The sequence below is a fragment of the Rhodococcus sp. RD6.2 genome (assembly GCF_001040705.1).
Taxonomy (GTDB): domain Bacteria; phylum Actinomycetota; class Actinomycetes; order Mycobacteriales; family Mycobacteriaceae; genus Rhodococcus_G.
In genome coordinates this window covers 52,730-65,222 of record NZ_CVQP01000002.1, presented here as the reverse complement: position 1 = coordinate 65,222, position 12,493 = coordinate 52,730, and the positions used below count along the sequence as shown (strand labels likewise).

14 protein-coding genes are annotated in these 12,493 nt (G+C 69.0%); 10 read left to right on the top strand and 4 right to left on the bottom strand.

Going from position 1 to position 12,493, the window contains the following annotated elements; genetic code table 11:
* Positions 1 to 56: 56 nt before the first annotated feature.
* From RHCRD62_RS04655 to RHCRD62_RS04645, 3 genes are read left to right on the top strand one after another with little or no spacing between them, the layout of a single operon-like run.
* Complete coding sequence (locus RHCRD62_RS04655; RefSeq protein WP_050063537.1) at positions 57 to 503, top strand: nuclear transport factor 2 family protein; 447 nt, start codon at positions 57 to 59, stop codon at positions 501 to 503.
* Between the two features lie 32 nt (positions 504 to 535).
* Entirely contained in the window at positions 536 to 1,486 is a 951-nt protein-coding gene (locus RHCRD62_RS04650) for an NADP-dependent oxidoreductase (RefSeq protein ID WP_253277201.1), read from the top strand.
* 5 nt (positions 1,487 to 1,491) lie between these two features.
* Positions 1,492 to 2,088 carry a TetR/AcrR family transcriptional regulator gene (locus RHCRD62_RS04645; RefSeq protein ID WP_050063535.1) on the top strand — a complete coding sequence of 199 codons (597 nt, stop codon included), beginning with the start codon at positions 1,492 to 1,494 and terminating at the stop codon, positions 2,086 to 2,088.
* A 9-nt stretch (positions 2,089 to 2,097) separates the two neighbouring features.
* On the opposite strand, the gene RHCRD62_RS04640 is transcribed toward RHCRD62_RS04645, so the two are convergent.
* On the bottom strand, positions 2,098 to 2,376 hold the full coding sequence (locus tag RHCRD62_RS04640) for a DUF1905 domain-containing protein (protein WP_050063534.1): 279 nt from the start codon (positions 2,374 to 2,376) through the stop codon (positions 2,098 to 2,100).
* A gap of 108 nt (positions 2,377 to 2,484) precedes the next feature.
* Between RHCRD62_RS04640 and RHCRD62_RS04635 the strand changes: the two genes are divergently transcribed.
* Positions 2,485 to 3,132 carry a helix-turn-helix domain-containing protein gene (locus RHCRD62_RS04635; RefSeq protein ID WP_050063533.1) on the top strand — a complete coding sequence of 216 codons (648 nt, stop codon included), beginning with the start codon at positions 2,485 to 2,487 and terminating at the stop codon, positions 3,130 to 3,132.
* Positions 3,133 to 3,135: 3 nt separating this feature from the next.
* Here the strand turns inward: RHCRD62_RS04635 and RHCRD62_RS04630 are convergent, their stop codons facing one another.
* Both RHCRD62_RS04630 and RHCRD62_RS04625 read right to left on the bottom strand, forming a co-directional pair.
* Positions 3,136 to 3,642, bottom strand: coding sequence for a hypothetical protein (locus tag RHCRD62_RS04630; protein ID WP_050063532.1), 507 nt, complete (start codon positions 3,640 to 3,642; stop codon positions 3,136 to 3,138).
* Positions 3,643 to 3,724: 82 nt separating this feature from the next.
* A complete protein-coding gene (locus RHCRD62_RS04625; RefSeq protein ID WP_216596612.1) occupies positions 3,725 to 4,123 on the bottom strand; it encodes an ACT domain-containing protein in 399 nt (132 codons plus the stop codon).
* A 176-nt stretch (positions 4,124 to 4,299) separates the two neighbouring features.
* Here RHCRD62_RS04625 and RHCRD62_RS04620 point away from each other — a divergent pair, with 176 nt between their 5' ends.
* From RHCRD62_RS04620 to RHCRD62_RS04595, 6 genes are all read left to right on the top strand, one after another.
* Positions 4,300 to 5,649, top strand: a complete 1,350-nt coding sequence (locus RHCRD62_RS04620) for a hypothetical protein (RefSeq protein WP_050063685.1) — start codon at positions 4,300 to 4,302, stop codon at positions 5,647 to 5,649.
* Positions 5,650 to 5,727: 78 nt separating this feature from the next.
* Positions 5,728 to 6,960, top strand: a complete 1,233-nt coding sequence (locus RHCRD62_RS04615) for an AAA family ATPase (RefSeq protein WP_050063684.1) — start codon at positions 5,728 to 5,730, stop codon at positions 6,958 to 6,960.
* Positions 6,957 to 8,195 carry a vWA domain-containing protein gene (locus RHCRD62_RS04610; protein ID WP_050063531.1) on the top strand — a complete coding sequence of 413 codons (1,239 nt, stop codon included), beginning with the start codon at positions 6,957 to 6,959 and terminating at the stop codon, positions 8,193 to 8,195. Before RHCRD62_RS04615 ends, RHCRD62_RS04610 begins: the two co-directional genes overlap by 4 nt.
* Before the next feature lie 104 nt (positions 8,196 to 8,299).
* On the top strand, positions 8,300 to 9,850 hold the full coding sequence (locus RHCRD62_RS04605) for an arylsulfatase (protein ID WP_050063530.1): 1,551 nt from the start codon (positions 8,300 to 8,302) through the stop codon (positions 9,848 to 9,850).
* A 3-nt stretch (positions 9,851 to 9,853) separates the two neighbouring features.
* Positions 9,854 to 10,762 (top strand): HAD family hydrolase, encoded by a 909-nt coding sequence (locus RHCRD62_RS04600; RefSeq protein WP_050063529.1) that lies wholly within the window; start codon positions 9,854 to 9,856, stop codon positions 10,760 to 10,762.
* A gap of 22 nt (positions 10,763 to 10,784) precedes the next feature.
* Complete coding sequence (locus RHCRD62_RS04595) at positions 10,785 to 11,663, top strand: formylglycine-generating enzyme family protein (RefSeq protein WP_050063683.1); 879 nt, start codon at positions 10,785 to 10,787, stop codon at positions 11,661 to 11,663.
* A gap of 57 nt (positions 11,664 to 11,720) precedes the next feature.
* Here RHCRD62_RS04595 and RHCRD62_RS04590 read toward each other — a convergent pair whose 3' ends face one another.
* Entirely contained in the window at positions 11,721 to 12,491 is a 771-nt protein-coding gene (locus tag RHCRD62_RS04590; protein ID WP_050063682.1) for an IclR family transcriptional regulator, read from the bottom strand.
* Positions 12,492 to 12,493 lie beyond the last annotated feature (2 nt).

Sequence of the window (12,493 nt, the reverse complement as noted above, 5' to 3'; positions counted from 1 at the left end):
ATGCTAAATAGAGACAGATCTGTCTCGATACGGACTTCAGGGGAGGCGAACGCAGGATGATCGAACAATTCATTTCGGCCACCGATGCGATGGGGATCGTGGAACGGTTGGCGCAGGCGAAGAGCCGGCAGGACGTGACTGCGGCGATGGCGGTCTACCACCCCGACGCGGTACTCGAGTCACCGCCGCTGGGAACTCGGCACGCGGGGCCCGAGGTCGAGAACGCGGTCGTGGGGTGGTTCGCATTCGCACCCGACTACACCGTTCGCGTCGACGGTCACGGACTGCACGGCGAGACGTTGTGCTGTTGTGGCGAGATCTCGTTCACTCCGTCGTTCACGTGGACCGGGGTCGCACTGAACGGGGTGCGGGCAACGGTGCCGGTCTTCATGCTGTTCCGATTCGAGGACGGCCGCGTGAGTTACGAGAGCTTCCACTTCGACGTCGCCGGGGTCGCTCGTCAGTGCGGCGTCGAGGCATCCGACCTGGTGGCGGCGTCGTGATCGTCGGTGGCCGCCGACCCAGCAGCGCCACGATGCGCGCGGCACTGCATCGTGAGTGGGGTGCGGCGCTCGAGATCGCCGAGGTTCCCCGGCCCGAACCCGCAGCGGGTGAGGTACGTATCGCGGTGCAGGCGACAAGCGTGAATCCGATCGACATCTACACCGGGTACAACGTCGGCTACGAACAGTCCATGCAGCTGCCGTGCATCCCCGGCTGGGATGTCGCGGGCGTCGTGGACTCGGTCGGCTACGGCGTGACCCGCCATGCCGTCGGTGACCGACTCTTCGGACTGGCGTCGTTCCCGCAACCCGCCGGAACCTACGCGGAGTACCTGACGGTCCCCGCGCACCACCTGGCAGCAATGCCCGCATCGCTGTCGTTCACCGAAGCAGCGTGCCTGCCGATGGCGGCGCTCACGGCGTGGCAGATGCTGGACTCCGTCGCCGCGAACGGCACTCGGGACCTCGCCGGGCATCGCGTTCTCGTCAGCGGCGCCTCCGGCGGGGTCGGGCACCTGGCCGTGCAGTTGGCGGCCGCGCGGGGCGCCACCGTCGTCGCCCTCGCACGGCCCGGCAATCACGCGGCCCTGTACGAACTGGGCGCACACTCGTGCGCGGACCACACCGACCCGGCGGCGGTCGCGGCCATCGGAACGGTCGATGCCGTGGTCGATCTCGTCGGTCGCGAGTTCGGCCGGTCGCTGTTCGGCCTCGTCGCTGCCGGGGGCTCGATCTCGCTGGCGAACGCGTGGTCGATCCCCGACTACGAGGCCGCCGCCGCGACGTACGGGATCCGGGCGGTCTCGTATCTCGTCGAACCGGATCCCGAGGCACTGCGGGCGATCGCCGCCCTAGCCGACACGGGCCGACTTCGGGTGGTCGTCGGCGCGGAGTTCGACCTGTCCCGCGCCGTCGAAGCCCAGCAGTGGGTGCAGAACCGGGCCGGCTTCGGCAAGGCCGCGATCGTGACGGGCGTACCGTGAGGCCGGTGGGTGAGGAGTCCAAGCAGGTACGGGGACAGGCGCTGCGGGACAAGCTTGTCGACATCGCAGCGGAGCTGTTCTACGCCAACGGTGTTCGTGCCGTCGGGGTCGACGAGGTGGTCCGGCGGGCCGGGGTCGCGAAAGCGAGCCTGTACCGCTGGTTCCCACACAAGAACGACCTCGTTCTCGCCGTGCTGCAGCGGCGCGACGACCTGTTCTGGGCACAGTGGGATGCCACCGCCGTGCGCCGACCCGACCCGCGTGAGCAGCTCGATGCCCAGCTGTCGTGGATCGAGGATCTCGCGACCCTGCACGGCTATCGTGGCTGCGCTTTCGTGAACACCGCAGCGGAATTCGACGGCGACGAGTCGCCCGAGATCAGGGAACGCTGCCTAGCGCACGAGGACGAACTCCGGCGCCGGCTGCGAGAGGCGACCGGGCGGCTCGGCATCGCCGAGAGTGACCGCTTGGCCGACCGGCTCCACCTGGTGATCGTGGGTGCGCTGACGACGGGTGGGCTCTATCCGGCGAACGGCCCCGCAGGCGAACTGCGCTCCCTGGCCGCCGATCTCATCGCCGCAGCGGGGGCCGCAGACCGCTGACCGGGCTGTTCAGGCGAGGCGTTCGAGCAGTCGCACCGTCACCTCGTCACCCACCTGCTTGCCGATCGCGTCGCGCACCGACGCCTTGACCGGCAGCTTGTGGGCGCCGTTGCCGAGCGCCATGAACGAGCTCTCGAACGGGTGCCCGTCGACGGTGCCGCGAACCTTGACCAGGCCGCGGGTGCCGAAGTACTCGACGGACTCCGGCCACACCAGGTACGTCCAGCCGCCTTTCGCGGGGCTCTTGACCAGGGTGGCGACGAACTCTCTGTCCAGTGCAGTGCCCATGACACGCCTCCTCGCGTGAGTGTCCCACTACAGGGTGGACGCCGCGAGGGCCCGGAACTCATCGCGCGCCGCGTCCACTGTGGAGAAACCCGTCGCTATCCTGGGTGAATGTCCAGCCCCAACCGCCCCGTGCACCACGACACCGAGCCGCGTGAAGTTCCGGCGGACACACCGACCGGCGTCGATCTCGAACGCGTGATCGCCGGGCAGGTGCGCAAGCTCCGGCTGGCGACCGGGCTGTCGGTCGGCGACATGGCGACGAAGATCGGCATCTCGAAGGCGATGCTGTCGAAGATCGAGAACGCGCAGACCTCGTGCAGCCTCTCGACGCTGGCGCGGCTCGCCGCCGGCCTCGACGTTCCCGTGACGTCCCTGTTCCGCGGCGCGGACTCGACACGGGACGCCGTCTTCACCTCCGCCGGGCAGGGCGCCGAGATCGTCGGCCGAGGCACCCGCGTCGGCCACCACTACGAGATGCTCGGCGCGCTGCGTGGGCAGCACAAGCGCCTCGAACCGGTACTGGTGACGCTGACGAACGCCAGCGAGGTGTTTCCGCTCTTCCAGCATCCGGGTACCGAACTGCTCTACATGCTCGAGGGGGAGATGGTCTACGGGCACGGCGAGAGCGAGTACCGACTCAAGCCGGGCGACGCACTGCTCCTCGACGGGGAGGGCCTGCACGGCCCGAACGAGTTGGTGGAGTTGCCGATTCGCTTCCTCGCGATCACCGCCTACCCGGACAACCACCAGGGCTGAACCTCAGACGATGACGCGGCAGTATATGTGCTCGCCGCGATTCACGGCTCCCGCTGACAGCTCGACGAACGCGGAGAGAACGGGAACCGACTCCTTCGAGGGTTCGCCCTCCTCGTCGATCGCCCAGACACGCGCAGCGGCGGCGACAGCGGCGGCATCCAGCTCCGCGAGCGCATCACGCAACTCGTCGGTGACGGTGAGCACCAGGGAGTCTCCGTCGTCGCTCATGGCGACGAGAGACCCGTGGCGCGCGCCCGACGCCACCTCGTCGTACGGGCGAGCGGTGAGCGCGGCCTCGAGCCTGCCGAGCGCGACGATCGGCTCGACGCCCTTCAGCTGGAGTACCGGGGTGCCGCTCGCGGCCAACCGAATTCGTGGCCGGGCCGGTGTGTCCGGAGACAGGCCAGGCATGTCGCCGATCGTGTCGGGATCCAGGTCGACGAGGTTGTCGAGCGCGGCGGCGGCGTGCTGATCCGAGGCCGCGGCGAAGTAGTCGAGGATGGCGGACATGGCGCGATCGTGTCACAAGCCGCCGACACCGGGGGCACGTGGAGGACAGTGGGCTCTCGCGCCGAACAGCACGCGCAGGTCGTCACGCCGGTGGGCGTAGAGCGCGCAGCACGGCCACCGCACGGTGTCGCTCCGCCCACGGAACGAGCAGGTGATCGTGGTGGTATCCGGCGAGAACGTTGCAGCTGATCCCCGCGTCGGCCAACGCGGCCGAGACCACCGCCGTCAACCCTGTGGCTTCGAGCGAAGAATGCACGGTGAGCGCCAGCCAGGCGAATGCCGGCACATCCGCGACTACGTGGTCCCGGGCACGGGTGGCGGTGACGACCACCGTGACGCCCTCGTCCTCGACGATCACCGCGTGCGCGTCACCGACCACAGGTGACCCGGCGTCCACGACTGCGAAGACGTAGGGATCGGGTCGGACCGTGACGTCGAGCGACGCCAGTATCTCACCGAGATCGGTCAGTGGATCGCTCACTGCGCATCTCCCTCCTTTGCGGATCCTGTTCCCCGGGAGCCCGAGGAATCACCCGCAACGGTACGACTTCTGACGGCGAAGAACTGGCCGAGATCGCCTCGGCACGCTACGATTGCGCCGATGTCTACTTACTCCGATCCAAGATTGGGGGCCCAGTTCGCTCACGGTGAGTGCTGATGCACCCTCCCATCGCGAACGGGACCGATCCCCGACCGTCCTTCTGGCTGCGCGTGCGCGAGTTCGCCGTGCCGCCGTCCATGATCGAGACCGCAACCGACCGACGCCTCGCCGGTGACTGGTCCGGCGCCTGTGCCGCAGCGGCTTTCGACACCGACATCGACCTGCGGGCACTGACCCGCGAGCACGGCCGCGACATCGCGGCACAGGTCCTCGCCGACCTGCAACATCTGGCACCCGATCTGCTGCGCTGGCACCTGCCGCGGATCGCCCCCGACGGGCTGCTGCGCCCCGCACTCACCGTCACGCTGGCCCGGTACGGACCCGAACAGCACCGAAGTCGTTGTGGTGGAGGCGGTTCGGTGCACCTGGTGGCCCGAACGGCCCCGGTGTGGGCGGACGGCGGCCAGCGAATCGCGCTGGCCCTGTGGGACGGCTCGGAGCCCACCAGGCATCCCCATCCCCGACCCAACCGGCGATACCGACTCGACCTCCATCGGCACCTGTGGGACGCGCGCAGATCTGATGAACTGCGAATACGTTGCGGGACAGGACGACTGCCCGAAGGACATCGCCTCGCACGGGCGGTTCCGGAGGGCTGTGCCGTCGACCGCTGGACGGCCGAAGTCGGCATTCTGCTCCGCGCGGACGGTCGGCGCGACGGCCCCGTGCGGGTGCGGTGCGGCGGCCGGCACGACCTGGTGGTGGAGCCGGACGACGGCGATCCAGCTGCGGTACGGCTGGTCGACGACTACCCGCGTGGCCGACTCGGCGCACTCCCGGTGCTGCCCGATGCCGCGACCCGGGTGCTGCCCGACCTGGAGTTGATCCGGTCGGGAGCGATCACCGTCGACCGCCTGCACCCGCTGGTCGCCGCCGCGCTGGCGCCGGAGTGGACACCGCCGACTCCCACCCGGGCACCGGACCGGGACAACCGGATTCACCTAGTCGATTGCCGCGGCGAACGGCACCGGATCGCCCTGGTGAACGGCGCACTGACCGCACTCGATCACGACCCCACCGTGCTCCGACGTGAGGAACTGCTGGCGGCACTGGGCGGTACCCCGCTGCCGTGCCTGCAGGCCGTCGACCTGGCCCATCGTCGTCCGGGTTGGCTGCCCGACGTCCAGGGACGCCTGGACCACGGAGACGCCGCCGGGGCGCTGGCCGTCGTCGAAGGTCTCCTCGGCCCGAACGCCGTCTTCCGCGACGGCCCCTTGCTCGACGAACTCCACGCGTCGGTGGACCGCCGCGAGAGGTACGACCGGTACCGCACCGAACCGGTGGAGCCGCCGCCCACGTCGCGAGCTCGCCACCCCAGGCGGTCGCGTCGGCTCCGCGCGCGCTGACCCTGCCTCCCACCCCGACAAGGCCCCCGCACTGCGACCGGATGGCCCCATCCGGCGACCCCTCCCACACCACAGGTGATGCACATGTCTGCCATACTCCTCCCCACCCGAACCCGAGACACCACCGAACTCGACAGTGCCGCAACGCTGTTGTCGATGCTCGACACCGTCACCACCGAGCCACGACCGGACGACCAACTCGAGGCCCTCACCCTGGCGGTGGCGGCGGATCTCCCGGTGCTGCTGTGGGGCGAGCCGGGAATCGGCAAGACCGCCGCACTGACCCAGCTCGCCGAGGCGCTGGACCTACCACTGACCACAGTCATCGCAAGCGTGCACGAGCCGTCGGACTTCTCGGGTCTGCCTGTCCTCGGGGACGATCCGGCGACACACGGTGTTCCGATGGCCCCGCCCGACTGGGCCGTGCGGCTCGTGCAGGCCGGGCGGGGCCTGCTGTTTCTGGACGAACTGTCGACGGCACCGCCCGCCGTGCAGGCGGCCCTGCTGCGTCTCGTCCTGGAGCGGCGAATCGGGGCACTGCAACTCCCGTCCGGAGTGCGCATCGTGGCCGCCGCCAACCCGCCGTCCTCGGCCGCGGACGGCTGGGAGCTGAGTCCACCGTTGGCCAACCGTTTCGTGCACCTGCACTGGACCCACGACCACGAGGTGGTCGTCCGCGGCCTCAGCGGCACCTGGCCGCGCGCCACGCTGCCCCACCTCGACCCGCAGAGGTTCTCCGACGCGGTGGCATTCGCCCGCCGCGCGGTCTGTGAGCTTCTCACCGCGCGCCCCGCCCTGGTGCACCAACTCCCCGGCAGTCAGACCCGCCGGGGCGGTGCCTGGCCGTCGCCGCGGAGCTGGGACATGACGGTGCGGCTGGTCGCGTTCGCCACCGCCGCCTCGTCGTCGACGGATGTGCTGTCCCTGTTGGTCCGGGGCAGCGTCGGTGACGGGCCCGGCTTCGAGCTGCTGGCCGCCATCGACCGCATGGACCTCCCCGATCCCGAGACACTGCTCGCCGATCCGGCTTCCGCCGACCTCCCCGATCGCGGCGATCTGCGTCAGGCCGTTCTCGACGCCGTGGTCGCCGCCGTCCGCCGGCGGCCGGACAAGGCACGCTGGGACGCTGCGTGGACGCTCCTCGTCGCAGCGGTGCAGACCGGCCCACCCGACCTCGTGGTCGTGCCTGCGACGACACTGGCGACCCTGCGCCGGGACGACTGGGAGGCCCCGGCGGCCATCGACCAGCTCGCCGGTGTGGTGTCCGTGTCGATGGTGGCGGACCGCGCCGCCGCGCGGGCCCGGCGATGACAGTGTCGTCGGCGCTCGACCCGGACAAGATCTACGCCGCCCGGCTGCACGCCGCCCGAGCCCGGCCCTACCTGGCGACCGCCCTGTATGCGATGAACATCGTCGCGTCGCCCCGCGTACCGACCATGGGCGTGGACCGGCACTGGCGCTGCTACGTCTCCCCCGCCTTCGTCGCACAGCGGCCGGTGGAGGAGCTGGCCTCGATGCTGGTGCACGAGGTGTCGCATCTGCTGCGCGACCACCACGACCGCAGCGACCGCTACGCCCGCGCACACGACCTGACCTCCCGCGCGGATCGACTACGGATGAACCTCGCCGCCGATGCGGAGATCAACGATGACGCGTTCGGCGACGGATTGCCGACGCCCGACGATGCCGTTCTGCCGTCGACGCTGTGGCTGCCCAGCGGCAAGCTCATGGAGGACTACCTCGGCCGGCTCAGCCTCGGTCCCAGCACCGACGCGGCGACGTGGCTCGACTGTGGCAGCGGCGCCGACGGACTGCCTCGGGAGTGGGAACTGGGTCCCGACGGTGCGAACGTTCTCAGTGAACAGCAACGCGACGCAATTCGATTCCGGGTGGCGCACAGCATTGTCGGTCGGCGTGGAGACACACCCCTCGGATGGCAGCGGTGGGCGGAGGAGGCCCTGCACCCGACGCAGCCGTGGCGAGCCCTGCTCGGTGCGGCGATCCGCACGGCCACCACGTCATCAGGCACCGGCGAGAACTACACCTATCGGCGCCCGGCTCGCCGCTCGGCCGCCGTGCCCGGCGCGGTGCTACCGAGCTTGCGACGCACCCCACCCCGGGTCAGCGTCATCGTCGACACGTCGGGATCGGTCAGCGACGCGGACCTGGGGAGCGCACTGCTCGAGGTGGCCGCGATCACGCGGGCCGTGGGCGGGCGCCGGGACCTGGTCACGGTGCTGTCGTGTGACGCGGCGGCACGGGTTGTGGACCCGCTGTGCCGGGCCGAGGGCATCCCGCTGTTCGGGGGCGGCGGCACGGACCTGCGCACCGGATTCACCAGAGCCCTGCGCACACGGCCCGGACCCGATGTGGTGGTCGTCCTCACCGATGGGCAGACGCCCTGGCCGAGCAGCCGACCGGCATGCCGGACCGTGGTCGGCCTGTTCCCCCGGGCGCGCCCCTGGGGCCGGCCCGACCACGACGCTGGCTCGGACCGGCCACCGGAATGGGCACAGGTGGTGGAGATCGGCACGCCGCAGGTCTGAATTGGCCGGGGTGGCCCGGTTACCCGGCGGACACCACCCATCGCCCATAGAATTCGACGCATCAGTGGATTCGACGTCTCGATCGAACGAAGGGGCCTCTGACGATGCCGAACGGCAAGCCGAACATTCTCGTCATCTGGGGTGACGACATCGGAATCTCCAATCTCAGCTGCTACAGCGACGGCCTGATGGGCTATCGCACACCGAACATCGACCGACTCGCCGACGAAGGCATGAGGTTCACCGATTCGTACGGTGAGCAGAGCTGCACCGCCGGACGTGCGGCCTTCATCAGCGGGCAGAGCGTCTACCGCACCGGAATGAGCAAGGTCGGCGTGCCTGGTGTCGACATCGGTTGGGCCGCAGGAGATCCTACGATCGCAGAGCTTCTCAAGCCCCTCGGATACGCGACGGGCCAGTTCGGCAAGAACCACTTCGGGGATCTGAACAAATTCCTGCCGACGGTCCACGGCTTCGACGAGTTCTACGGCAATCTCTACCACCTCAATGCCGAGGAGGAACCCGAGAACGTCGACTACCCGCACGCCGACCAGTTCCCCAGGCTGCACGACTTCGCGCTCCCCCGGGGCGTACTCAGGTGCAAGGCGACGACCGAGGTGTCCACCGAGCCCGACGATCCGAGGTTCGGCCCGGTCGGCAAGCAGACCATCGAGGACACCGGCCCGCTGAACGCCAAACGCATGGAGACGATCGACGACGACATCGCGAACCTCACCGTCGACTACATCAAGCGGCAGAACGAGGAGGGAAACCCGTTCTTCGTGTGGTGCAACTTCACCCACATGCACCTGTACACGCACGTCAAACCCGAGAGCCGCGGCCAGGCGGGACTGTGGCAGTCGCCGTACCACGACGCGATGATCGACCACGACAAGAACGTCGGGACGGTGCTGGACGTGCTCGACGAGCTCGGAATCGCCGAGGACACCATCGTCATCTACTCCACCGACAACGGACCGCACCGCAACTCCTGGCCCGACGCCGGCACGACACCGTTCCGCAGCGAGAAGGACACGAACTGGGAGGGCGCGTTCCGGGTCCCGGAGCTCATCCGCTGGCCGGGGAAGATCGAGGCCGGTTCGGTGTCCAACGAGATCGTCCAGCACCACGATTGGCTTCCCACGCTGGTGGCTGCCGCGGGCGAACCGGACATCGTCGAGAAGCTGAAGGCGGGCCACGCCGCCGGCGCCGACGGCGAGACCGAGTACAAGGTTCACATCGACGGGTTCAACCTGCTGCCCTACCTCACCGGTGAGGTCGAGGCGAGCCCCCGGCGCGGATTCTTCTACTTCTCGGACGACGGTGATCTCGTCGCCATGCGGTTCGAGAACTGGAAGGCTGTGTTCCTGGAGCAACGTTGCCCGGGCACCCTGCAGGTGTGGGCGGAGCCGTTCGTGCACCTGCGTGTGCCCAAGCTGTTCAACCTGCGCACCGACCCGTACGAGTTCGCCGACATCACCTCCAACACCTACTACGAATGGTTCTTGCGGCACGACTACTTCATCTTCTACATGACCGCGATGGCCTCGAAGTTCCTCGAGACCTTCGAGGAGTTCCCGCCACGACACGAACCGGCCAGCTTCAACGTGGACCACGCTGTCGAGAAGCTCCAGAAGTTCTTGGCGAGGGACTGAGCCGTGCTCGACACCTGGACGAACGGCTCGACGAAGTCGGCGATAGTCGACTTCGTCGAGCGGGTCACCGCCGAAGGACCCGACCACGTGGAACCGGATGCCCGGGTTGCCGTCTTCGACAACGACGGCACCCTGTGGTGCGAGAAGCCGATGTACGTCCAACTGGACTTCCTGATCCGGCGATTCCGGGAACAGGCAGAGGCCGACCCGGCACTACGGGAGGCGCAGCCGTACAAGGCCGCCTGGACCGGCGACCTGGCGTGGCTCGGTGGCGCAGTTGCGAAGCACTATCAGGGTGACGACAGCGATTTCGCCCCGCTGACGGCCGCGATCCTCGCGGCCCATCAGGAGATCTCGGTCGACGAGCATGCGGCCGTGATCGCCGAGTTCTTCGAGGCCGCCCGGCATCCGACACTGGGCCGCCCGTACACCGAATGCGGGTACTCGCCGATGGTCGAGTTGCTGCGGTACCTCGAGGACAACGGGTTCACCTGTTACATCGTGTCGGGCGGTGGACGTGACTTCATGCGTCCGATATCCGGCCCGATGTACGGGATTCCGCCGGAGCGGGTGGTGGGCAGCACGGTGAACCTCGTCTATCGGGATGCCGACGTGTACACGACCGCCGACCTGCAGTTCGTCGACGACGGGCCCGGCAAGCCAGTCCGGCTGTGGGATCGGATCGGACGCAGACCCGTCTTCGCGGCGGGCAACTCGAACGGCGACATCGAGATGCTGGAGTTCACCGCCTCGTCCGGGCATCCCTCGCTGCAACTGCTCATCCTGCACGACGACGCCGAACGCGAGTTCGACTACAGGTCGGGCGCAGAGACGGCGCTGCACAGGGCAGCCGACGACGGGTGGGTCGTCGCCAGCATCAAGAACGATTGGAAGACGGTTTTCGGTGCCTGACACTCTCACAACCGATCCCGGCCTGGACACGGACGCGGTCTGGATCCCCGCGCAGTCGACAACGGTCGGCGCCGACAACGACTACCCGGAGGAAGGGCCGCCGAGGACGGTCTCGGTCGAGGGATTCTGGATGCAGAAGCATCAGGTGACCAACACCCAGTACGCCGAATTCGTTTCCACCACAGGATATGTCACAGTCGCGGAGCGTCCGCTGAACCCAGCCGACTACCCCGGTGCACCGCCTGCGAACCTGCAGCCCGGGTCGATGGTGTTCCACCGCACGGCGGGCCCGGTGGACCTGAGACACCTCAGTCAGTGGTGGACGTGGACGCCGGGCGCGTGCTGGCAGCACCCGCGCGGGCCGCGGTCGTCGGTGCGAGGCCGCGAGAACCATCCTGTCGTGCACATCGCGTACGAGGATGCGGAGGCGTACGCCGAGTGGGCGGCGCAATCCTTGCCGACCGAGACAGAGTGGGAGGTCGCAGCGCGGGGCGGGCTCGATCGCGCGACCTACACGTGGGGCGACGAGCCGGAGCGGGCCGACCAGAAGCTGTCCAACTACTGGCACGGCGAGTTCCCGTATCTCCCGGACAAGGGGTACGGGCAGACCACTCCGGTCGGCAGCTTTCCGGCCAACGGCTACGGCCTGTTCGACATGGCCGGCAACGTCTGGGAGTGGACGGCCGACTTCTACGGCGAGGACCGGTCGACCACGCCGTGCTGCGGCACCGAGTCCTACGATCCGTCCCAGCCTCGGTTCGCGATCCCTCGCCGGGTCGTCAAAGGCGGCTCGTTCCTCTGCGCGGACAGCTACTGCATGCGATACCGGCCCTCCGCGAGGCGACCGCAGATGGTCGACACGGGGATGAGCCACATCGGTTTTCGCTGCATCCGCCGGTGACGTTCCCGGCCGGCCGGATGTCGGGTCACCGCCGCGTCACGCGCAGGGAGCGTCGGTTCAACGCCCACCGCGCAGCCGCTGCGTCAACCGGTGTGCCTGCCGGAGCAGCAGTTCGCCGAGCTCGCCGCGCCGCTCGGGCGGGAAGCGGGACTCGACTCCGGTCAGGCTCAGCGCCCACGCGGGTTGGTCGGCGGAGTCGAACACGGCGGCGCCCATCCCCCAACTGCCTTCGACGAGCAGTCCGGGGTTGAGGCAGTAGCCGGTCAGCCGGGTCGCGTCGATGCGATCACGGATGCCCGCGGTGCTGTGTTCGTCTCCCCAGCGTTCGGCGAGCTCTCGCCTGTTGAGGTAGTCGTCGATCTCGCGGTCCGGCAGGTGCGACAGGATCACCAGCCCGGCGGACGCGACGCCGAGCGGGAGCCGCAGTCCGACGTGCAGGACGTGCGAGCGCAGCGGGAAGCTGCCCTCCTCGCTTGCGATACACACCGTCTCGTCGCCGCGGCGCGCGGACAGGAACGCGCTCTCGCCGGTGTCGCGGGCCAACTCGCGCAGGATGTCGCGGGCCGCGTCGGAGATGTCGTACCTCGTCGCGGCCTGCGCCCCGAGCAGGTACAGCTCCGGCCCGAGCGACCAGCGTCCCGTCTTGTTGTCGCGGTCGACGAGGCCCTCTTCGGCCAGGGACGCCAGCAGGCGGTGGGCGGTGGGCCTGGCCAGTTCCGCGGCGCGCGCCAGGTCCGACGTCGAGGCTCCGGCCGGTTCGGCGGCAGACACGGCCCGCAGCAGGGCACCCACCCGGCGGATCACCTGAGGTTTGGCGTCGGACTCCATGC

What these genes read in the sequence shown, in the direction of transcription:
- RHCRD62_RS04635 (WP_050063533.1), top strand. Translation starts at nt 2,485, where the DNA reads ATGTCCAGCCCCAACCGCCCCGTGCACCACGACACCGAGCCGCGTGAA.
- RHCRD62_RS04615 (WP_050063684.1), top strand. Translation starts at nt 5,728, where the DNA reads ATGCACATGTCTGCCATACTCCTCCCCACCCGAACCCGAGACACCACC.
- RHCRD62_RS04620 (WP_050063685.1), top strand. Translation starts at nt 4,300, where the DNA reads ATGCACCCTCCCATCGCGAACGGGACCGATCCCCGACCGTCCTTCTGG.
- RHCRD62_RS04590 (WP_050063682.1), bottom strand. Translation starts at nt 12,491, where the DNA reads ATGGAGTCCGACGCCAAACCTCAGGTGATCCGCCGGGTGGGTGCCCTG.
- RHCRD62_RS04605 (WP_050063530.1), top strand. Translation starts at nt 8,300, where the DNA reads ATGCCGAACGGCAAGCCGAACATTCTCGTCATCTGGGGTGACGACATC.
- RHCRD62_RS04630 (WP_050063532.1), bottom strand. Translation starts at nt 3,642, where the DNA reads ATGTCCGCCATCCTCGACTACTTCGCCGCGGCCTCGGATCAGCACGCC.
- RHCRD62_RS04640 (WP_050063534.1), bottom strand. Translation starts at nt 2,376, where the DNA reads ATGGGCACTGCACTGGACAGAGAGTTCGTCGCCACCCTGGTCAAGAGC.
- RHCRD62_RS04655 (WP_050063537.1), top strand. Translation starts at nt 57, where the DNA reads ATGATCGAACAATTCATTTCGGCCACCGATGCGATGGGGATCGTGGAA.
- RHCRD62_RS04650 (WP_253277201.1), top strand. Translation starts at nt 536, where the DNA reads ATGCGCGCGGCACTGCATCGTGAGTGGGGTGCGGCGCTCGAGATCGCC.
- RHCRD62_RS04610 (WP_050063531.1), top strand. Translation starts at nt 6,957, where the DNA reads ATGACAGTGTCGTCGGCGCTCGACCCGGACAAGATCTACGCCGCCCGG.